Annotated in this window: 19 protein-coding genes and 2 pseudogenes; 7 read left to right on the top strand and 14 right to left on the bottom strand. The window is 51.8% G+C overall.

The genetic code is table 11. The annotated features are described in order from the left end of the window. Nucleotides 1–6: 6 nt before the first annotated feature. The 3 genes from EAH78_RS24150 to EAH78_RS24160 all read right to left on the bottom strand — a co-directional run bounded on the left by EAH78_RS24150 (nucleotide 7) and on the right by EAH78_RS24160 (nucleotide 3,731). Nucleotides 7–2,103, bottom strand: a complete 2,097-nt coding sequence (locus tag EAH78_RS24150) for a heavy metal translocating P-type ATPase (RefSeq protein WP_140669787.1) — start codon at nucleotides 2,101–2,103, stop codon at nucleotides 7–9. A gap of 546 nt (nucleotides 2,104–2,649) precedes the next feature. Beyond that, nucleotides 2,650–3,294 (bottom strand): DsbA family protein, encoded by a 645-nt coding sequence (locus EAH78_RS24155; RefSeq protein ID WP_140669759.1) that lies wholly within the window; start codon nucleotides 3,292–3,294, stop codon nucleotides 2,650–2,652. Further along, entirely contained in the window at nucleotides 3,291–3,731 is a 441-nt protein-coding gene (locus EAH78_RS24160; protein WP_140669760.1) for a disulfide bond formation protein B, read from the bottom strand. The genes EAH78_RS24155 and EAH78_RS24160 overlap by 4 nt, the downstream gene beginning before the upstream one ends. Before the next feature lie 95 nt (nucleotides 3,732–3,826). On the opposite strand from EAH78_RS24160, the gene EAH78_RS24165 reads away from it, so the two are divergent. From EAH78_RS24165 to EAH78_RS24185, 5 genes and pseudogenes are all read left to right on the top strand, one after another. After that, a complete protein-coding gene (locus EAH78_RS24165; protein ID WP_140669761.1) occupies nucleotides 3,827–4,234 on the top strand; it encodes a MerR family transcriptional regulator in 408 nt (135 codons plus the stop codon). A 1,241-nt stretch (nucleotides 4,235–5,475) separates the two neighbouring features. After that, the gene (locus EAH78_RS24170; protein ID WP_140669762.1) at nucleotides 5,476–5,724 is read left to right on the top strand and encodes a hypothetical protein; all 249 of its coding nucleotides are present in this window, start codon (nucleotides 5,476–5,478) and stop codon (nucleotides 5,722–5,724) included. A 218-nt stretch (nucleotides 5,725–5,942) separates the two neighbouring features. Beyond that, nucleotides 5,943–6,170, top strand: a pseudogene (locus tag EAH78_RS33065) (IS66 family transposase); the annotation flags it as partial. A 124-nt stretch (nucleotides 6,171–6,294) separates the two neighbouring features. Beyond that, the gene (locus EAH78_RS24180; protein WP_140669763.1) at nucleotides 6,295–7,065 is read left to right on the top strand and encodes a pirin family protein; all 771 of its coding nucleotides are present in this window, start codon (nucleotides 6,295–6,297) and stop codon (nucleotides 7,063–7,065) included. 145 nt (nucleotides 7,066–7,210) lie between these two features. Further along, the gene (locus tag EAH78_RS24185) at nucleotides 7,211–8,512 is read left to right on the top strand and encodes an OprD family porin (protein ID WP_140669764.1); all 1,302 of its coding nucleotides are present in this window, start codon (nucleotides 7,211–7,213) and stop codon (nucleotides 8,510–8,512) included. A gap of 4 nt (nucleotides 8,513–8,516) precedes the next feature. Here the strand turns inward: EAH78_RS24185 and EAH78_RS24190 are convergent, their stop codons facing one another. The 6 genes from EAH78_RS24190 to EAH78_RS24215 form a co-directional block, all read right to left on the bottom strand. Then, nucleotides 8,517–10,112, bottom strand: coding sequence for an MFS transporter (locus tag EAH78_RS24190; RefSeq protein ID WP_140669765.1), 1,596 nt, complete (start codon nucleotides 10,110–10,112; stop codon nucleotides 8,517–8,519). Nucleotides 10,113–10,121: 9 nt separating this feature from the next. Continuing rightward, nucleotides 10,122–10,553: a DoxX family protein gene (locus tag EAH78_RS24195; protein WP_140669766.1), complete on the bottom strand. Its 432-nt coding sequence runs from the start codon at nucleotides 10,551–10,553 to the stop codon at nucleotides 10,122–10,124. An 80-nt stretch (nucleotides 10,554–10,633) separates the two neighbouring features. Next, nucleotides 10,634–11,098 carry a nuclear transport factor 2 family protein gene (locus EAH78_RS24200; RefSeq protein ID WP_140669767.1) on the bottom strand — a complete coding sequence of 155 codons (465 nt, stop codon included), beginning with the start codon at nucleotides 11,096–11,098 and terminating at the stop codon, nucleotides 10,634–10,636. Nucleotides 11,099–11,196: 98 nt separating this feature from the next. Beyond that, nucleotides 11,197–13,035, bottom strand: a complete 1,839-nt coding sequence (locus EAH78_RS24205) for an amidohydrolase (protein ID WP_170219165.1) — start codon at nucleotides 13,033–13,035, stop codon at nucleotides 11,197–11,199. Between the two features lie 143 nt (nucleotides 13,036–13,178). Continuing rightward, entirely contained in the window at nucleotides 13,179–13,760 is a 582-nt protein-coding gene (locus tag EAH78_RS24210) for an antibiotic biosynthesis monooxygenase (RefSeq protein WP_140669769.1), read from the bottom strand. A 167-nt stretch (nucleotides 13,761–13,927) separates the two neighbouring features. Next, a complete protein-coding gene (locus EAH78_RS24215; RefSeq protein WP_140669770.1) occupies nucleotides 13,928–14,581 on the bottom strand; it encodes a hydrolase in 654 nt (217 codons plus the stop codon). A 393-nt stretch (nucleotides 14,582–14,974) separates the two neighbouring features. Between EAH78_RS24215 and EAH78_RS24220 the strand changes: the two genes are divergently transcribed. Beyond that, nucleotides 14,975–15,553, top strand: coding sequence for a helix-turn-helix transcriptional regulator (locus EAH78_RS24220; protein ID WP_161599704.1), 579 nt, complete (start codon nucleotides 14,975–14,977; stop codon nucleotides 15,551–15,553). A 481-nt stretch (nucleotides 15,554–16,034) separates the two neighbouring features. On the opposite strand, the gene wrbA is transcribed toward EAH78_RS24220, so the two are convergent. From wrbA to EAH78_RS24240, 5 genes and pseudogenes are all read right to left on the bottom strand, one after another. Then, nucleotides 16,035–16,637, bottom strand: a complete 603-nt coding sequence (gene wrbA, locus EAH78_RS24225) for an NAD(P)H:quinone oxidoreductase (protein ID WP_140669772.1) — start codon at nucleotides 16,635–16,637, stop codon at nucleotides 16,035–16,037. A 900-nt stretch (nucleotides 16,638–17,537) separates the two neighbouring features. Further along, nucleotides 17,538–18,122 carry a phage infection protein gene (locus EAH78_RS33450; protein WP_430539948.1) on the bottom strand — a complete coding sequence of 195 codons (585 nt, stop codon included), beginning with the start codon at nucleotides 18,120–18,122 and terminating at the stop codon, nucleotides 17,538–17,540. Between the two features lie 21 nt (nucleotides 18,123–18,143). Beyond that, a pseudogene (locus EAH78_RS33165) lies at nucleotides 18,144–18,341 on the bottom strand (hypothetical protein); the annotation flags it as partial. A gap of 311 nt (nucleotides 18,342–18,652) precedes the next feature. After that, nucleotides 18,653–18,910 (bottom strand): LexA family protein, encoded by a 258-nt coding sequence (locus EAH78_RS24235; RefSeq protein WP_240051935.1) that lies wholly within the window; start codon nucleotides 18,908–18,910, stop codon nucleotides 18,653–18,655. Nucleotides 18,911–19,167: 257 nt separating this feature from the next. Beyond that, nucleotides 19,168–19,740 carry a hypothetical protein gene (locus EAH78_RS24240; RefSeq protein ID WP_240051931.1) on the bottom strand — a complete coding sequence of 191 codons (573 nt, stop codon included), beginning with the start codon at nucleotides 19,738–19,740 and terminating at the stop codon, nucleotides 19,168–19,170. Between the two features lie 84 nt (nucleotides 19,741–19,824). Here EAH78_RS24240 and tnpA point away from each other — a divergent pair. Next, the coding region (gene tnpA, locus EAH78_RS24245; protein WP_140669774.1) for an IS66-like element accessory protein TnpA at nucleotides 19,825–20,021 on the top strand (197 nt) is incomplete at its 3' end.

Genomic DNA, 20,021 nt, shown 5'->3' on the forward strand with positions numbered 1-20,021 from the left:
CTCGCTCTATTTCTTCAGCAATCGGAGCCCGTTGAGCACCACGAGCAAGCTCACCCCAACGTCTGCAAACACAGCCATCCACATGGTGGCCAGCCCCATCAGAGTGAACACAAGAAAAACGGCCTTGATACCTAAGGCGAAGAAAATGTTTTGCTTGAGAATCGCAGCAGTCTGGCGTGACAAGCGAACAAAGGCCGGAATCTTGCGCAGGTCGTCATCCATCAACGCAACGTCTGCCGTTTCAATGGCTGTTCCCGTACCAGCGGCGGCCATAGCAAAACCGATCTGGGACTTGGCCAGAGCCGGTGCATCGTTTATCCCATCACCCACCATCCCCACCACGTGGTTACGGTTCTGCAACTCACCAATAGCAGCGAGTTTGTCGGCGGGCAGCAAGTTTCCTCGCGCCTCATCAATCCCGACTCGTTGAGCAATTGATTCAGCCGTGTGCGAATTGTCACCTGTGAGCATCATGGTCTTGATGCCCAGCTCATGAAGCTCTTTGATCGCGGTCTGGCTAGAATCCTTCACCGTATCGGCCACAGCAAACAATGCAAAAACCTGAGTGGCACTGGTCAACGCCACCACCGTTTTCCCCTGACGTTCCAGCTGATTCAGCGAGGTCTCCAGCTGCGGCGCATCCAGCCCCAACTCCTCGATCAGGCGATGATTACCCAGGTGATAAAGCTGCCCTTCGATCAAGCCCTTGACCCCACGACCGGGAAGAGCCTCAAAGTGTTCTACCTGCTGGAGCGTTGATGCGTCTAGGCTTTCGTGTCTGGCGATGGCCTGCGAAACCGGGTGATCCGAGCGAACACCCAGGCTGGCGGCAATAATCTGGGGAGCTACTGCTGGCATCTCGGCCAGTGGTATGTAATCGGTCTGAACTGGCTTGCCGTGGGTGATGGTGCCGGTTTTATCAAGCGCGACGAAACTTAGCTTGGCGCCAATTTCCAGGTAGACGCCGCCTTTAACCAAAATGCCTTTGCGAGCCGCTGCCGCCAAACCACTGACGATGGACACCGGAGTGGAAATGACCAGCGCACAAGGGCAAGCAACCACCAGAAGCACCAGTGCACGATAGATCCAGTCAGTCCACAATCCGCCCATAAACAGTGGTGGGAATACCGCAATCGCGACGGCGAAGAAGAACACCCCAGGCGTATAAATCTTGGCGAATTTATCGACGAACCGCTGGGTCGGTGCCCGCGAACTTTGGGCTTCTTCAACCGCATGAATGATTCGAGCCAGCGTCGTATTGTCGGCCTCAGCCGTCACGCGATACTCGAAGGAACCAGATTCATTGATGGAGCCGGCATACACAGGATCATCGACAACTTTCTCGATGGGCAGGCTCTCCCCCGTGATAGGTGCCTGGTTGACAGTAGAGTTTCCGGAGGAGACATCGCCATCCAGGCCGATACGTTCGCCGGGGCGTACCCGAACCAAGGCACCGATCTCGACCGTTTTTACATCGACTTCCACCCAGGTGCCATCCGACTGGCGCACGGTTGCCCGATCCGGGGTCAAGTCCATCAACCCCTTGATCGCATTGCGTGCACGATCCAACGATTTTGCTTCGACCATTTCGGCGACGGTAAACAGAAACATGACCATCGCCGCTTCCGGCCACTGCCCGATCAACACCGCACCGGTCACCGCGATGCTCATCAAGGCATTGATGTTCAGGTTGAGGTGTTTGATCGAGATCCAGCCCTTCTTGTAAGTCGACGGGCCACAGAGCGCGATGGCGAGTAACGCGACGACCGCTATCACCCATTCCGGGGCCGATTGGGAGAAGTGCAAGACTTCTGCGCCTACAGCAGCAACACCAGCCAGCGCCAATGGCCACCAGCTGCTTTTACGCTGTGATGCGGCCTGAGGTTCGACTTGCGCAGCATTCGCGTCGGGTGCCTTGCTCTCAGCCGTTAACGGTTCGGCGTGCATGCCCAGCGATGCCACAACTGATTCGATACCCAAGGTGTCCGGCAGTTCGTGCCAGACGCCCAGAGTACGGTTCATCATGTTGAACTCAAGCTTCTGAATGCCGCTCATCTTCGCGAGCTTCCCCTCGATCATCGTCTGCTCAGAAGGACAGCACATTTGCCCGATACGGAAACTACTGAAGCGAGCGGTGTCGCTGGCATTTTCGGGAATCACTTTTGCTATGCAAACGCTGGAGCCATCCGCACCAGATGGTGGGCAGCAGGCGTTGGTAAAGAGATCGTTACCAACCTGGGCGACTGGTTTACTCGGTTCGGCCAAGGCGAACAAAGTGGATTCCGGTTTGACAGCAGAGCAGCTTGATTTACCGCCGTCCACAGCTGGAGAGCAACAACCGGTGCCTTCTGCTTTAGAAGGCACTGGGCTGACGTCCGAGGTTTTCGGAGCGCAGCAACTGCTCTTAGACTGACTTTGGACTGTGTTCGTATCGCAAGTCGTCGCGGCGGGTGCACAACAACCTGTTGGCGCTGCCGGGTCAAAAACCTCAACGCCGGCATCACTTTTCGTTGTTTGCTCATCACCGCAACAGCTTTTCATAAGGCCACTCTCCACAAGTCATGGTGAAGAGTGAACACCCTATAGCCACTATAAGGTCAAGCGAATTATCGATAACGCCGAGCATCGTTCAGCGCGACAATTTCGTGCTTACCGCGACTGGTTGATTTCGCTCCAAATCAGATCGTAGAGCTGCTGAGCACCAAAGTTGGTCAATGGCTTACCGTTAACGAAAAATGTCGGTGTTCCGCTTACGCCTACAGTTTTCGCATCGGCGGCATCTCTTTCTATCGTGGCGGTGATATCCGGCGACATCATGTCCTCACGAGCCTTGGTCACGTCCAAGCCTGCTTGAGCCGCTGCGTCCCATGCTGCTGATGCTTGAGCGTCATCATGCCACTGCGGTTGGGCTGCCAGGACAGCTTCAAGCACCGGAGCAAATACACCCTGTTTACGCGCGGCCTCAAGAAGCCGGATGGCTTCTTCAGACCCTACGTGAAGCTTCACATAGCGCAGCACCAAACGAACATCGGCTGGGTGCTGGGACATCATTTTTTTGACGATGGGGTAAAAAGCACGGCAGCTTTCACAAGAAGGGTCAAAGAACTCGACAACGGTCACCGGGGCGTTGGCAGGGCCAAAACTTGGCGAATTAAAGCGAACGAGTGAGCTGGTTTGAGGCACAGGTGCTGTGGCTTGGGGCACCGTGGCGGCGCGATTATAAAAAAATGCGGCGACGGCAAAGCCGACGATGGCTACGAAGCTGATGGAGAGGACGACGGCGCGTTTGCTCATACGGTAAATCTCCGACGGATGAGAACAAGAAGAATGATCAAGAGGCTAAATACGCCCAGCGATAACAACGGCAGCGGAACACCACTGAGGATGGTCATATCAGCGCCAGAGCAGGATGGGCCCGCGCCACAGGGCTTGATGCTTTCGGGGATCAGTCCGAAATACAGCAGGTTGTGATACAGCGCGATGAGCCATCCCATAACAGCTAGTGGCAATGCATAACGCCAAACACCTGTGTCCGATAAATAACAAGCAACGCCCAATACAAGGACGAGCGGAAACATGAAGGCTCTTTGAAACCAACAAAGTACACAGGGCAGTTGCCCCATTACTTCGCCAACGAATAACACGGCGATTGTTGATACCAGTGCAAGCAACCAGGCACAGAGCAGGAGCGCCCAACCACCGGATTGACGCTGTTGTATGGGGGTTTCCATGAGATTCAGTCCGTTTTTCTGTTGAGCGCGCGCAGATTCGCTTATCGCCTAAGGCGAGTAGAATGAAGGTTCTAGCAACTATAAGGTCAAGCGAAATGAGTTCGACCACTTACACAGTCGGTGCCTTGGCGAAGGCGACCGATACCAAAGCGGTAACCATCCGCTATTACGAGCAGGTCGGCCTGCTGCCTTCCGCAGGGCGTTCAGCATCGGGCTATCGCTTCTACACGGACGAGGAGCGAGACCGTCTACTGTTCATACGCCGTAGCCGCGCACTGGGCTTCAGCCTTGACGATGTTCGAGAGTTGTTGGGTTTTGCTGATAAACGCGACGCCTCCTGCGCCAGGGTGGACGCGAAAGTCGAAGGGCAGTTAGAGCAGGTTCGAATGCGCATCCGAGACCTGCAAGGCTTGGAGGCGGAATTGGAGCGTTTGATTGCTTGTTGCGAGGGAGGCGTGATCGAGCAATGCCGCATTATCGAGTCGATGTCGAACCGTGGTTAGGTCTGGAGAGGAATGTGTTCAAAGAGCTGCTGTTCAAGCAGTCGAGGTATTTTTGCGTTGGGTCGAGCCAATTCGCTCACGTTAGTTAGCAACCGGAAAAGCAGTCACTCATTTACACCCCTCTGTGTAAATACAGCTCTGCCCCGTCCAACGCCGCCTTGTTTCGCCACCAGGCACTTTACGAGCCAAAAACAAAAACGCCCTCGAAGGGCCCTTTGTACTCAAACCAAACTCACTATGTCAGCCAGAACTCAAAGGTAGGCGCCTATTTATAGCGAGGAAAGGCGCTACTCGGGGCTGAGTGGAACACGCTCGGATGGCGCTGGGTTGAATCTCGATGACCCTCTTCAACTGGAGTTTCTGGGGTGTTCAGTAACGCATCCAAACCGGTCAGAAACGAAACGTGACATGTCACATTCGAAAACTGAATGAAAACGTGACAGTCACGCTAAGCCACCTACAACCCCGCGTGACGAGCAACGCTTACAACCTGCTAGGTGCCACTACAAAAAACATAAAAACGCTAATGGAGGCCCCACAGGAGCTTTTGGTTGATTTTCTGTGAATACATACAGTACGATGCTTCACATTGGATCCGTGGAGAACCTAGGGCCCGTGCTGAAACGTTTTTTTGAGATGTTGGACAGTAGGTTTGGTTAACACCTCTAACAAAACACCACATGACGTGCAAAAATCAACGCACCACCACAACATGTAGTGTTTTTGGGTTATTATGATTTCAAAGGCAGCAGCTCACTGAGCAAGAAGCTTCGAATGACTGTTGTAAAGAAGGGATTTAGGGCTGATTGCCCATGTAATTAACGCGGAGATTTTCTCCGCAAAAGAAAAAGCCCCGCCTGCTCAATGAGCAGACAGGGCTTTCAGCGCGCACCAAGGGGAAGTTTTCGAAGGGCCTACCCAAGGGCGCATCAACCACAGTCCAGAAAGGAAAGCGGTTAGGGGAACGAATAGTATGGATTCGCTCGAGGTCACACAACTACTTTTTAGGTCTACGCGACCGAAGGGTCAAGTGCTTGAGCGAAAAATACTACCGTCCCCTCTCTCCTTCTGATTTGGGCTGAATACACCTCTATATGGTGATTTATGCAAACCCCAGAGTCAGACGATTACGAATACATCTACTGCCGTTTCCGCCGCTGCGGAAAAAAGCTGCTTGATGCCCGAGCATATGGGCTGCAAGCCTGGCGCCTACGTGTACGTCGCAAAAAAGGAGATCAGCAATGAGCAAAAACTCAAAGAAATCCTCACCCGGCGTTTCATCCCTCGCTTCAAAAGTATTAAGGGACAGTCAATCGTCAGCAATTGCCAAGAGCTTGGCTGCATCTGTCATCTCTCAGGCTGATCCCGATAAGCAAACAGGAGCGGGGATGGAAGCTAAAGCTAGCCAAGCCTTGCAGGACAAGAGATCGTCGGAAACGACTCGAACGCTAGCTGCTTCGGTTGTATCGCAGTCATCTAACGACCGATGAGGTAGCACCTAATTAAGCCCGGCCAACTGACCGGGCTTTTTTTCACACAAAACTAGCCGTTTTGACTTTCCCGTCTGAGTCATTGTGATGATTGCTCAAATCAGACACGGCGCCTCATCAACTCCGCCGCATACAAAAATCTGGACACTACAACTCGACTGTCCCACCACCCTGAGTGCACAGAGCTCGGCCAGGCTTACTATGTATTTGCTCTCAATATCAGCTTTAAAACAAAAAAAGGCCCACAGGGGCCTTTTTGTACTCAAACCAAGATCACTTGGTCAGCCAGGACTCGACGGCACGCGGATGATACACCTGAGCAAATGCTAGCTCCGGGCTCGAAGAAAACCCACCGCTCTTATGTTTGGGCTTACGCCACCAGCCACTGCGAAACAGCCGATGTCTTGTATGACTTCAGCCCCTGCCGCGCCGGTGAGCATGCTCGTATGGCCAAGGCTCAGTCCTGCAGAAACCATCGAGAAGCTCGATTCTTTTCGTCAAATTTTATCGTTTTTACGCCTCGCTGAACCGAACTAAGCTGTCTGCCTTTAAAAATTTTGGCAGCAGATCATGTTAGAAATTCGCAAGGCCGGCGGACGAGGCAGTACGCGTTTGCCTTGGCTCAAATCCCGCCACACCTTCTCTTTCGGGGGCTATAAAGATCCTCAGGAAATGGGCTTCTCTGATCTACGCGTCATCAACGACGACTGGGTGGTGCCGGGGAAAGGGTTTGGCCAGCATGCCCATCGTGACGTCGAGATTCTGACGTATGTCCTGCAAGGAACGCTGGCCCACCGAGATTCTCTAAACAACAGCGCGAAGATCAAGACGGGTGACTTCCAGCTCATTAGCGCCGGGTCGGGTATCGAGCATAGCGAGTTCAACGCATCCTCCACGCAACCCGTTCACTTCTTGCAAATCTGGCTTACACCGCACTCATCTCGTACCAAGCCCAATTACCAGCAAAAGCACTTTCCGGTTAATCAACGTCGAGGAAAGCTACAGCTAATCGCTTCGAAGAGTGGGCAAGATGGTTCCCTGAAGATCCTCCAGGATGCCAAGATCTATGCCGGTCAGTTCGGCCACGGTGACTCATTCACGTGGCCTGTGTCTGGGCGTAGACACGTTTATATCCATGTCGTCACCGGTAAGCTCAAGGTCAATGGGGAGACCGTCGCCGAAGGTGATGGACTCAAATTGACGGATGAGCCGGAGCTTACGTTTACCCAGGCCGCCGAGGCGCAGGTGCTCGTGTTTGAGCTACGGGCAGCAAACGGCAAGCCCGCCAAAAGAAAGCCCAACGGTATTTGTTCTACCCAAGCATGCGCGAAACGAAAGTGAATCAAATACCGCATATGACTTCCGTTTTCGTCCCCAGCGGCCGCCTTGGTGCGCTGCATTGGCAACGCGGTTAAAAACGCACAAACCTACCTGCGAGCAAACTACTTACAGGGAATGCTGGGGAGACTTCACTGGGAGGTGTGCCATGAAGAATCCCGCGCTTTGCCTCTGCCTGTTATGTGTCGGAAGGTTGCATGCCGCTGAAGCTGTCCCTACCGAAGGTTCTGGTTTCCTAGAGGGAGCAACGCTCAATGTTCTGAGTCGTAACTTTTTCCTAAATAGCGACAACAGATCTGCAAAAGCATCGCAAAACTACCAGCGTGAATGGGCTCAGGGATTCATCACCACCTTCGAGTCTGGATTCACACCTGGCGCAATTGGATTTGGCGTCGACGCGCATGGCTTTTTGGGATTCAAGTTGGATAGCGGAAAGGGTCGATCAGGTACTGGGCTGTTGCCGGTAGACAGTGATGGAGAGGCTGAAAACGACTTTAGCGATACCGGCGGCGTGATAAAGGTTCGCGCCTTTCAGACCCAAATCAAATTCGGGGAAATGATGGTGGAAACGCCAGTCTTCGATACCTCGGACAAACGCTTGCAGCCCGAGTACGCCACAGGATGGTTTGTTGAGAGCGACGACCTACCTAACGTGCATTTAGTCGGTGGGAAATTCACAGCCTTCAAGAACCAGGACTCGACTTCCTCGAAAGGCGAGTTTGTTGGGTATGGTGTCAGCACTGACGTAGGTTCTATAAGCTTCGTAGGTGCTGACTTCATGTCAAATCAAGCCTTCGGTACCAGACTCTATGCTTCGCAGCTCACTGATACCTGGCGGCAGCTTTACGCCAATGTATACGCTAAGGGGTTAAACACTCTTGTCGACTTCAACGTCTACCGAACGCTCGACTATGGACGTTCTGTAGTTGGGGATATCAACACTACTGCCTATAGCTTGTCAGCGAAACATACCGTTGGCGCCCAAGAGTTCACAATCGCCGCCCAGCACATTCACGGTGATACCCCTTTCGACTTTGTCGGAGGAGACTCCATTTACCTGGCCAACTCGATCAAATTCGCGGACTTTAATGGTGCTCATGAGCGCTCCTACCAAGCGCGTTACGATTTCGATTTCGCGTCAATGGGACTGCCAGGAATGAAACTCATGACACGCTACGTGACTGGACGGAATATTGATGGCACCCATGCCCAGCAAGGAGGTGCCTATTTTCCATTCGACCCAAATACCCAGACTTTTGTCCCTCAACAGGGCAAAGGAGGAAAGCACTGGGAGCGCGACATTGATCTAAGCTACACCGTCCAGTCCGGGCCTGCGAAGGATCTTTTAATACACCTCACCCACGTCTCTCATAGGGCCAATGAAGCACAAGGACAGCCGGACATCGACCGGATTTACTTTGTAGTTGAGTACAATTTCAAACTGCTGTGATCCCTTACCCTTTGAGGAAGTGACGGATCTGAACAGGCATACCATCCACTTGGAACCGCCTTGCCGCAGACTCAACTTTCAGCTCTGCGCGAGTGACTCGGTTATGGTGCCTCAGGTGGTCATGCCAGGACTCGTCGAAAAACACCTCAATCCATTTCATAGAGTTTTGAGTATCTTGCATTAGCTGCCATGAGAACGATCCGTTGCGATGACGCATGTCGCGAACCTCCTCCATTGCCAGCTTGAATGCTTCAGTGTTATCAGCGAGAACCTGGTACTCGATCGACACCATGACTGGCCCTCTTTTCGCATCAGCATCTTCACTGAGCAAAGGCTGAGGCCAATGAAGTGACGGCGCGAGGTCTTCAGCATCCAAAACCGGTAACGTTGCTTTCAAACCTACCACCACGCCAGCAACCATCACTACAGAGGCCAGGGATAAAGAGACAGGGATGGAAAACACCCCAGCGAGCCATCCCCAGAAAGCCCCGCCAATCGCCATGCTTCCAAAAAAGACCAGGATATATATCGCAAGCGCTCGCGCCCGAACCCAGTTGGGAACCGATGTTTGTGCTGCGACCTGAAGACTGGACAGCACGGCAATCCACGCGGCGCCACTGACAAGCATCACTGGGGTCAAGACATAAAAGTTCGGAATCCACGCCAGTAGGAGCAATACAAAGGCGTAGATTAGGCTGGCGCAAGCGACGAGCTTGTTCACAGCAAGCAACTGGCGAACCTTGCTCAGAACCATTGCTCCTGTGACTGCACCGATGCCTACAGCGCCCAACAACACACCAAATTGCTCAGCAGTGCCGTTAAGATCCGCTCTAACAAGAATCGGTAAAAGAGACATGCCTGCACTAGCCCCTATAAAAAAAGCAGCGGTTCGAACAAGTACCCGCTGCAGATGCCTGGAGCTTTTTGCAAACCGCCAACCGATCCGGATTGCTCCGAATAGTCGCTCTGCCGGCATGACGGACTGTTGCGGCTCTCGTTTCCAAAAAAAGAGAACAGTGAGCACTCCAAAGAACGAGAGCGCATTGATTCCAAACGTTGCCCAAGGGCCTATCACGCTAATGAGGATTCCAGCGAATGCAGGGCCCAGCGCTCGCGCAACATTGATACCGACGCTGCTAAGGGATATCGCAGCGGGTAAGTCACTCTTGGGCACGAGCTCTGGCGTCAACGCTGACCAAGCCGGCATGGTCAGTGCCGTCCCAATTCCCATGAGGAAGGTCATCAAAAGCAAGAGCGGTGCAGTTATCCACCCAGCGTAGGTTAGGAAAGATAGCGACAACGCCACGACCGCCATTGCGCTTTGTACCACCAACAGGTACCGACGCTTGTCGATGATGTCAGCCATGGCTCCAGCCGGTAGGGCCAAGACAAACATCGGCGCGGCAGCAGCGACCTGCACAAGTGAAACGATCAATGGGCTTGAAGAGAGTGACGTCATTAGCCAGCCGGCGCCTACCTCATGCATCCAGGTACCGATGTTCGACGCAATGCTAGCTAGCCAAAGCCATCTGAACAGCTTGTGCTGCAACGGTGCCCACATCGATACCGCCCCCCCAGGTTTTGACCATTCGAGGTTCATGCGGCGCTCCTACAAAGCGCTGAGGACAGGCCAACGACTCGAAACAAGCTGCACAACACCAAATCGCCCTGTGCCGCCGACTAAGATTGCCGAAAAAATAATCAGTAACAGCCAGGCGAATTGGCCTTCCCACAAACTCCATTCTGGATGCACATAGATCACGGATACAGCGAGCAGGAAAAGAATTGGCAGCGTTGCTAATCTGGTCAGAAAACCAACGATGATCCCGATCGGGCAGACCACCTCCGCAAAGATGGCCAGTATCAAGGTCAGCTGTGCCCCAATTCCAAAGGGGTCTTCGATTACCTGCAGCTCCTGTTGGAAATGAAGGAGTTTCGGCAGGCCATGCACAACAATCAACAGCAGGGAGCCGAGCACGCGTAACCACAACACGGCAAAATCCGTAGACAATACAGACACTCTTTCCTTGGGATTCGCCATCGAGGATCACCTCTATTGATTTGATCCAACAATCATTTTAAAACCTGCACGGCTACTACCTGCTCTGTACCCCATGCACCTCACTCTGGCTTCGTTAACCATGGATATCGGGAGCTATCGCTAGCCCCGTAATCTGGATCAAGATAGATAAAACAACGGTTGATCTTCCAATCACGGACTTCAAATACATCGCACCAATAGCCCGCGCCCCAGTCTGGACTGCCCGCGCACCATGAGCCCTCAACATGCTCACCGTGACTGGTGCCTTCGCACACGACAACGTCAGTCCCCGAAAATATCCAGTTGAAATGGGCATAATCATGGGTAATTGAAACCAGCCTAGCCCCCAGATCCTGAAACATTTCCCCGATCTGAACGCGGCCAGTCGCTATGCCCCATTTTGGAAAGTACACCTGCGCATCCTCAGCAAACAGCTCCAAGATGCTAACTCCTTCTGGCGTAACGCCTCCGTTATCGAACGCTCGAAAGTATTCCAGGATTACTGACTTGCGGTGCTCGTCAGTCATAGTCAGTTTGCTAATCATGAACCGCTCCTTATGTAGTCGTGACAGTTAGATCCAGAGCACACTCCATGAGCCTCACATAGAAAAGCTCATGGTTCGCTGTTCATATCGGTCGCTAGCTAAAAGGCGAAGCATGAACAACCAAACGCCCCCCAAAAGCCTTGAAAATCGCTGATGGGGGCGGACGACAAGCGCGCCCGATTATGACTGTGGGCATGAACCGCACATGGGCCTTGGCATTGATGCAACTGGGCCACAGCTGCTGCCACTGGCTTCCAATGTCCTGGGACTTTTGCAACCGGAGACCAGTCCGGCATAACTGGAATCGCCTTGGGTGACAAGTTGTCAAACTCCTGAGCGCCGTAAACGACCTTTCCGTCGACGACAGTCAAGACGGACTCGATCCATTTGATCGCGTCATCATTGACGCTGAAGTAATCCGCGCTTAGAGCGGCCAGATCGGCAAGCTGCCCGACCTTAATCATGCCCTTTTTGCCCTGCTCGGAAGAGAACCAAGCACTTCCATGGGTATAGAGTTCCAAAGCCGTATCTCGGGTCAGGCCCTCTGGGTAAAGCTCAAGCCCACCCACCGTTTTTCCGGTCACAAGCCAATACAAGGACGTCCAGGGGTTGTAGCTTGAAACGCGTGTGGCGTCGGATCCTGCTCCAACCGGCACGCCTTCAGATAGCATTCGCTTGATCGGAGGCGTTTGCTCCGCAGCCTTGTTGCCGTAGCGATCAACGAAGTATTCACCCTGAAACGCCATGCGATCTTGAATGGCAATGCCGCCACCCAGCGCACGCACACGAGCGATGTTCTCGGGTGTAATCGTCTCGGCATGGTCAAAGAACCATGGCAACCCATTGAAAGGAATATCGCGATTAACTTTCTCGAAGACGTTGAGCATACGAGTGATCGATTCGTTGTATGTTGCATGCAAACGGAACGGCCATCGATGCTCGACAAGGTGACGTACGACAGGCTCAAGCTCTTCCTCCATCGATTTGGATAGATCGGGTCGAGGTTCAAGGAAATCCTCAAAGTCAGCTGCAGAGAAGACCAGCATCTCCCCGGCTCCGTTATGCCGGAAGAAATCACTGCCATCACCAGGCTTCACAAGGTTTGTCCAGTTCTGGAAGTCCGACAGCTCCTGCTTGGGTTTTTGAGTGAACAGGTTGTATGCGATCCGAACCGTCAACTCATTCTTGGCTGCAAGATCACTGATGACCTTGTAATCATCGGGATAGTTCTGAAAACCGCCGCCGGCATCAATGGCACTGGTGATCCCTAAGCGATTAAGTTCCCGCATAAAATGTCGAGTCGAGTTGACCTGGTACTCCAACGGCAGGGTTGGCCCTTTGGACAACGTTGAGTAGAGAATCATGGCGTTAGGACGGGCGATGAGCATCCCCGTAGGTTCCCCATTCGCATCTCGCTGGATCTCCCCGCCTGGAGGGTTTGGAGTGTCTTTGGTGTACCCGACGACTTTCAATGCAGCGCGATTCAACAAAGCCCGATCATAAAGATGCAGGACAAATACGGGCGTATCAGGGGCCGCCTTGTTCAAATCCTCAAGCGTAGGCATTCGTCTCTCCGCGAACTGGAACTCTGTCCATCCCCCTACCACTCGAACCCACTGAGGAGCCGGCGTGCGATCGGCTTGAGCCTTTAGCATTTGTAGAGCATCGGACAGCGAAGGCACTCCTTCCCAGCGCAACTCAAGGTTGTAGTTCAGGCCTCCCCGAATCAGGTGAAGGTGCGAATCATTGAGCCCAGGGATGACTGTCCGTCGCTTCAAATCAATGACGTGTGTAGTCGCGCCTTTTGATGCCATTGCCTGCTCATCAGAACCGACAACAATGAATTTACCATCCTTGATTGCAACAGCCGTCGCAGTGGGAAGGTCACGATCAACTGTGTGAATCTTACCGTTAACCAAGATCAAATCGGCGTTCATTTTGCCTCCTGGAATTCTTGATGAAGAGGAAAAGCCTGCAGATGCAGTAAACGGAATCGCGCACAACACCGCGCCGACTACTCCGACGACCGAACTGTCGGCGATAAAACGTCTCCGAGCACAATCCACCGGATCATCTTTTCTCATGATTTCTTCTCGAATGGCCGGGAGTTTAACCACGGTTCAAACAGGCGAGTTACACGCGGCATGAAAACGTAGACCACGGATAGAACGATGGTCACCGTGATTACAAAGGTGCTTATTAAGTAGCCTCGCAACCAAGGAAGTTGGGCAAACAGCGGTTGCCAGATAAGGGGAACCAGCAACGTGTGCGGAAGAATCACAAGGAATGACACGCTGGCCTGCTTCCAACGAGGTGGTGCTTTCTGCCCAGCAATAGGATTGAACCAGAACTCGTTCCCCTGGCTAACCTCCGTATGATCCCCATCAGCAAGCATGTCCTGCACTTGAACAATGAGCTGGCGTCGATCACTGGAGTTCAGCCAAGCCTGAAGCTTTTCAGTGCAGGAGAAACGAAGTACAGAAGTAAAAAAAGGCAGACCTCCACACTCGCTAGGAAACACATCTATCCCAAGGTGTCCTTCGTAGGTCTTGGCAGTCTGAATTGTTTTCCTTAACCATTCTTCGTAAGACTCGCGAGCGCCCTCCTTAATCCGATGACGTACAACTAAAGTGGCGACTTCATTCGCAATGCCATCGCTCATAGCATGCTCCTCCCGAACGGCGCTGCCAGACAGGGTTGGGCTTTACCATTAGCCGGTGCAACGCGTTGAAATAAAAATCGCGTGCAGCAGCAATTACTCCAGGCGCTTCAAAACTCAGTCGCAGGGCCGAAGCACCCTACCCTGCGATTGGGTAAGGTGCTACGAAATCAGTGGCCTTCAGATGCGTTGAACATGGTCTTGGCGTAGATAAGGCCCAAGCCATACGCACCGCCGTGAGCGACCGATGTTTTGACCGTCTCGTTGTAGGTGTCCGTGCGAGCCCAGTCACGCTGAAGTTCGAGCAGATACTGCAGTGATGTCATCGGCCGAGCGCCTGCTTGAACCATTCGCTCAATGGCCCGTTCGTGCGCCTCTTCTGAAACGTCGCCGCATGCATCGCAGATGACGTAAACCTCAAAGCCTTGGTCGAGGGCTGAAAGCGTCGGCCCAACGATGCAAACCGACGTCCAAAGACCCGCAAAAACCAACCGGCTTCGACCAATGCGGTTAACCTCAACCTCAATATTCTTGTCCTCCCAAGTGTTCATACTCGTACGGTCGATGAGCTTTTGCCCCTCGAACACGGACGTGATTTCTTCAAACATGGGGCCAGAAAAGCTTTTCTCAGCGACGGTGGTGAGGATGGCTGGAACGCCAAATTCTTTGGCCGCTTTGGAGATAAGGGCTGCGTTGTTACGCAAGGAAACGGCATCAATGGACTTGGTTGCAAATGCCATCTGAGACTGGAAATCGATCAACACCAGCGCATGGTTTTTGGGATCAAGTAGGCCTTTGCCGGGCACTGCTTTTGCGGTTGCCATAGCGGTTCTCCAGATTCGGTTAAATGAAACGATATTCTCGAATGAGGACGCCGCTGGCGCAGGTAAGCGTGTGCGAATTTGTTACGAATGTGATGAAAAAATCACTTAAAAATATAACTAACTGGTCGGATGAAGCATTTTTATTAAAATTTATTGGAATATGGATCCTAAATTATTTAAGAATCTGGTTTGAGCAATAAAACAAGCTACACAATAAATCCACCTTTTCGGTTAACAAACGATGAAAATTTACGAATTAATTATGCTCAACATAAAAGTCGACGAACGGCTGAGCATAAGGGTTGCGCAACAAACCGACTATGCCAAACTCATGCTTTAGCCATTTTACGCACGAAAAATGCAGTAAAAAACATGCCAAGAGGAGTATTAAACATGCCTCGCAATCAAACAACAAACAGCTCTAATGTTTATTTAAATCTCCACCAACAGCATGTAGGTCATGACTTAAAACTAGAAGAAAAAATCGAACAAAACCTGAGAACAATACTTTCCAGTGAACTGCCAGAGCTTTCATCAGATTCAATAAATCAAATAATTTTTTTTACTAATGAGCAGCTAGCACACCAAAAAGATGATGACATCATAAAGTCGCTCACTCCAAAATTTCGCGGTCTCGCGCCATGGCAAGAGCGCCGCGCCAAAGGCATAATCGAATCTCGATTAAACATAGGAATATCAGTCAATCAACTTGCTAGCGAATGCTCATTCTCCCGAAGTCACTTTAGTAGAGCATTCAAACTTAGTACCGGAATAACCCCTCACCAATACTTACTCAACCTTAGAATTGACAAAGCGAAAAATTTATTATCAATTCAAAACCTAAAAATAATCGACATTTCCACTGAATGCGGATTTTCTGATAGCTCACACTTCACTAAAGTATTTAGCAAACTTGTAGGTTATACTCCATCCTACTGGCGCCGCATGACTACCGGATTCATGCAAAACTAACTTAACGCCACACAAAGCATCGCCATACAGACCAAGTAAAAACCGCTCTCAATTTTAGCGTCGCCTCCAAAAACCCCAACGATTCTCTATTGGGAACTGTCCATCGCCAGTAATACCGAGCATCACACCTCTACGTTATGCTTTAGTTATTATATAAGTAAATAAATCTGGCGGTTTTGTATCACCCAGGCATTATCCAGAAATCATGCCAACAAACGCAGACACATTATGCTGATCGCCATCACCGCTACTAGCGGCCAGGCAAATAAACTGATGAGCCGAACGGTGCCCACAAATTCCATAAGAATGGGGATTCGGTGGCAATCATTGGGGCCAGAGCCCCAACATTCGCAAATGCTCCTTCAGCGCCAGAAAAACTTGCCCCCCACCAAAGACCTAACGAAAAGTAACAAAAGAAAGATAGGTACAAAGGGTAAAATCAAATTTTTCTGGCATTCAAAAAGGTTAAATTTGAGAAAAATCAGCCTTTAAAAAGTTTGGAAGTTATTTTTGCTACATATTCGCCTTGATGCTCTGCGATACCTAGCTCACGACTATCTGGCTGGCGGGAGCCATCGCCCCCCGCAATAGTCGAGGCTCCGTAAGGGGTGCCACCACCGACTTGGGAAACATCAAACAATGCCGGGTCGCTATATCCAATCGGTACAATGACCATGCCGTGGTGTGCGAGGGTCGTCCAAGTAGAGGTAATAGTCATTTCTTGACCTCCACCCGTGCCCGTAGATGTAAAGACGCTCGCAACTTTCCCGACAAGAGCACCTTTGGCCCAAAGGCCACCAGTTCTATCCAGAAAGTTCCTCATCTGGCCGGACATATTTCCGAAGCGAGTGGGTGTCCCGAAAATAATCGCATCATAATCTGCTAGCTCAGACGGTGAAGCAACTGGAGTTTGCTGATCAGTCTTACCATGCGCAGCTATGAATGCCTCTGGATCCATTGTTTCGGGTACACGTTTGACAGTGACATCAACTCCGGGAACTTTGCGGGCACCTTCAGCCACGCTCTCAGCCATCTTCTCTATGTGACCGTACATCGAATGATAAATAACTAGCAACTTTGCCATTATTAAATCCTCTCACAACGCGCTTATTTATTGGCAACAGACAGTTTTAAATCAAACTAAAAACCCATGTCACCGCCTATACGCCGCCATACACCCCTATAAAACATCGCCTACACTTACGGCTTACCACCTAAATAAGCGTAGACGGCCTTTTATATATACGCCAATAATTTCTCAACGACCACGAGCTAAATTTCACTGCATGGGACTGCACATACACCAATCTACTTGACTATCAATAGCAGCGCCTTCATCAGGTCGAACAACGCCGTCGACCTCAATATTAAGCCTTAATCTCTTTGCAATATTTTATTCAGCGCCTCTATCATCATTGCGTATTGCTGCCGCCAGCTCCCTCCTCCTGACCCAGAAAAAATCTTACCCCCACCCAGAAAAATTACAGATGGATTAAAAACATCCGTTAAAATATATCCTTAGGAAAGGGTATCACTCTGAAAGCTCCAATTGCCCACTTCCTAAACAGGTGTTATCCAAGCCTGGTACATGCGAGAACTTCTATCTTCAATTTTATATTCTCTGCTTCTGAAACCGGTATAGTCTCTCATCGCATAAGCGCTACCACCTACTACAAGCTTATTACTCCAAAGCTGATGATGAATCATCGCCTCTCCGAGCCGTAATCAGGCAGTTTTCTCTCGAATTATTTTTCCGAGGCAGCTCATCCGCCGACAGACAATTTTTCAGTACAAATCATGAATTAAATAAACTTAGCAACAGCTATGTCATATCAGTTTTACAAAAAATTAACGATTTAAGCTTGAGGAAACATTCCTAGATTTAGCATGTAGGAAATGATCCTCAAGTCCAACGGGAGTGTAGGGACGCTACTTCTTAATCAAGACGACATCGATCCATACGGCATTCTCCCGGCGCGCATATTTATGGGGCAATATACTGGTTGTACTGGATGATTGAGGCAACGGCATCAGAGCCAATCCCACCTCGGCGAGAGGCGAGTGACCTTACCGAATTATTGGCAGCCAAGGTGTATGCACTATCGCCCTGGCCTCCCACTGCCACCCTATTGGCACCGATGCGGTCAGCACCGTCAGACGCCAACGTTTTCGCACCCACGCGGTCAGCACCGTCAGACGCCAATTTGTTCGCGCCCACGCGGTCAGCACCGTCAGACGCCAACGTGTTCGCGCCCACGCGGTCAGCACCGTCAGACGCCAATTTGTTCGCGCCCACGCGGTCAGCACCGTCAGACGCCAATTTGTTCGCGCCCACGCGGTCAGCACCGTCAGACGCCAACGTTTTCGCACCCACGCGGTCAGCACCGTCAGACGCCAACGTGTTCGCACCCACGCGGTCAGCACCGTCAGACGCCAACGTGTTCGCACCCACGCGGTCAGCACCGTCAGACGCCAACGTGTTCGCACCCACGCGGTCAGCACCGTCRGACGCCAACGTGTTCGCGCCCACGCGGTCAGCACCGTCAGACGCCAATTTGTTCGCGCCCACGCGGTCAGCACCGTCAGACGCCAACGTGTTCGCGCCCACGCGGTCAGCACCGTCAGACGCCAACGTKTTCGCACCCACGCGGTCAGCACCGTCAGACGCCAACGTGTTCGCACCCACGCGGTCAGCACCGTCAGACGCCAACGTGTTCGCACCCACGCGGTCAGCACCGTCAGACGCCAACGTGTTCGCGCCCACGCGGTCAGCACCGTCAGAAGCAACGTTCCCTTCACCGACGCATCCGTTTATTAAGTTTGGCGTACTGGCGGGGGGTGCATGGTTTGATGACAAAGCTGCAGGGGAGGGCGAATTTGAATCGGGGCAGAGTCTTAACTCTGATCCAAAGCTGGAGAAAGCAGCGCTGGCGAGAATCAACCCTAAAAAACATTTCAGTTTCATGATATTTCTCCGCGTATTTGACCTCCCTGACGTGAGATATCTGCCTTGTCTTGATCACCAATGAATGCCGCGAAGCTTGCGGCTAGTAGATTATAGATCGGATTCCAGCTCCCATTATTGGGAGTCCATGGGACTCATGCGTCCGTGGTCTCGGTGGTATAACCCACGTTCTCGGACATCAAGATGATGTTGGGCCAACGCTTGCACAGTCGTTTACAGACCGGCTCGCAGTGCACCGCCGCAATGACGGTATGTCCATGCTCGGCGGTGATCGAGCGATCCACCACTGCCATGTCACCATCAAATATTCCGGCACCTTCCAAGCTGTGGCCTTCAATACGCACCAGGTAGATATGCGGGGCTCTGATGTCCAGGAGCTCATCGAAAGAGATGTGCTGCTCGAGATGGTCGACAACTGGCGATGCAAAGCCCCCAGGGACGGTGAAGGAAGAAAGGGAGTTGAACTCCCCCCTTCGGTCAACGGGCCGAGGATGGTGACGCTCATGGTGGGCGCCTTAACAAAACTGTACATGCATACAGTTAACGTCGAAGGCAGGTGACGGTCAATGTCGAGCGAGAAAAATAGACCAAAGGGAATGACGCCACATCAGCGGATGGCACGGCTCTGGTCGTGATGGATACCATAATTTTATTTGCTGATTCCGGGGCCCGGCTTTGTTGCCAAAAAAACCGCAGTCCACAGCTGTTCCGCCAACCACTGAGCCTCAATTCGACTGAGACTCCAGCCAACCCAACCAAAACACATCAAAACATATTGGTCATCCAGTCTGATCTGAAAGTCGTAGATAGGCTCTTCACCATCCTTAAATTCCCGCACCGGCTCGGGATCGAGCAGGGCACCTTTCATTAGGAAATTTCTGCCAGTATTCACAACTTGGAGCAGATCAGACATTTCCTGTGACCCAAACGATTCCTGGCGCTCTATGAGAGCAGCCCAATTGTCATGCGTTGTTTGGATATCAGACTTATCCGACTTTGGGTGATTGTGGTCAAACGAGTTGAGTACTGCTTTGATTAGACCTGACGCAATCTCATAAGCTTGCTGTGTGGTGAAGCATGCTTTGAAGTCGTATAGCGTTACACGTATGAGTCTCGACGGGGTGAGTTTGACCCTCGCACGATAATGCTCGCCTGTTGCCGGAAAAGTGAAAAATTCAGAAGACTTGAAGGTGAGGCTGGATTTCAGTATGCGTCCGGCCAACACACCTTCCTGACCCCAACGCTTAGGGCGATGGTGGACACCTATTTAAGTGGACACCATTTCTAGCCCATCAAGCGGATTGCCATGCAACAACGACACTCTTACCCCAAATCCTTCAAAGCCCAGGTCGTCCAGGAATGTTTGCAGCCCGGTGCGTCCATCGCAAGCGTCGCGCTGGGCCACGGCATCAACGCCAATCTGGTGCGCAAATGGATACCGCTTTACCGTGACCTAGGCGGTAAAAACCTGCCAGCTTTCATCCCATTGACGTTAGATCCGAA

Origin of the sequence: Pseudomonas arsenicoxydans, assembly GCF_006438915.1 — a bacterium.
Lineage (GTDB): Bacteria > Pseudomonadota > Gammaproteobacteria > Pseudomonadales > Pseudomonadaceae > Aquipseudomonas > Aquipseudomonas arsenicoxydans_A.

Excerpts from the sequence above, each read along its gene's own strand:
- EAH78_RS24150 (WP_140669787.1), bottom strand. The coding sequence starts at position 2,103 with ATGTGCTGTCCTTCTGAGCAGACGATGATCGAGGGGAAGCTCGCGAAG.
- EAH78_RS24155 (WP_140669759.1), bottom strand. The coding sequence starts at position 3,294 with ATGAGCAAACGCGCCGTCGTCCTCTCCATCAGCTTCGTAGCCATCGTC.
- EAH78_RS24160 (WP_140669760.1), bottom strand. The coding sequence starts at position 3,731 with ATGGAAACCCCCATACAACAGCGTCAATCCGGTGGTTGGGCGCTCCTG.
- EAH78_RS24165 (WP_140669761.1), top strand. The coding sequence starts at position 3,827 with ATGAGTTCGACCACTTACACAGTCGGTGCCTTGGCGAAGGCGACCGAT.
- EAH78_RS24170 (WP_140669762.1), top strand. The coding sequence starts at position 5,476 with ATGAGCAAAAACTCAAAGAAATCCTCACCCGGCGTTTCATCCCTCGCT.
- EAH78_RS24180 (WP_140669763.1), top strand. The coding sequence starts at position 6,295 with ATGTTAGAAATTCGCAAGGCCGGCGGACGAGGCAGTACGCGTTTGCCT.
- EAH78_RS24185 (WP_140669764.1), top strand. The coding sequence starts at position 7,211 with ATGAAGAATCCCGCGCTTTGCCTCTGCCTGTTATGTGTCGGAAGGTTG.
- EAH78_RS24190 (WP_140669765.1), bottom strand. The coding sequence starts at position 10,112 with ATGAACCTCGAATGGTCAAAACCTGGGGGGGCGGTATCGATGTGGGCA.
- EAH78_RS24195 (WP_140669766.1), bottom strand. The coding sequence starts at position 10,553 with ATGGCGAATCCCAAGGAAAGAGTGTCTGTATTGTCTACGGATTTTGCC.
- EAH78_RS24200 (WP_140669767.1), bottom strand. The coding sequence starts at position 11,098 with ATGATTAGCAAACTGACTATGACTGACGAGCACCGCAAGTCAGTAATC.
- EAH78_RS24205 (WP_170219165.1), bottom strand. The coding sequence starts at position 13,035 with ATGAACGCCGATTTGATCTTGGTTAACGGTAAGATTCACACAGTTGAT.
- EAH78_RS24210 (WP_140669769.1), bottom strand. The coding sequence starts at position 13,760 with ATGAGCGATGGCATTGCGAATGAAGTCGCCACTTTAGTTGTACGTCAT.
- EAH78_RS24215 (WP_140669770.1), bottom strand. The coding sequence starts at position 14,581 with ATGGCAACCGCAAAAGCAGTGCCCGGCAAAGGCCTACTTGATCCCAAA.
- EAH78_RS24220 (WP_161599704.1), top strand. The coding sequence starts at position 14,975 with ATGCCTCGCAATCAAACAACAAACAGCTCTAATGTTTATTTAAATCTC.
- wrbA (WP_140669772.1), bottom strand. The coding sequence starts at position 16,637 with ATGGCAAAGTTGCTAGTTATTTATCATTCGATGTACGGTCACATAGAG.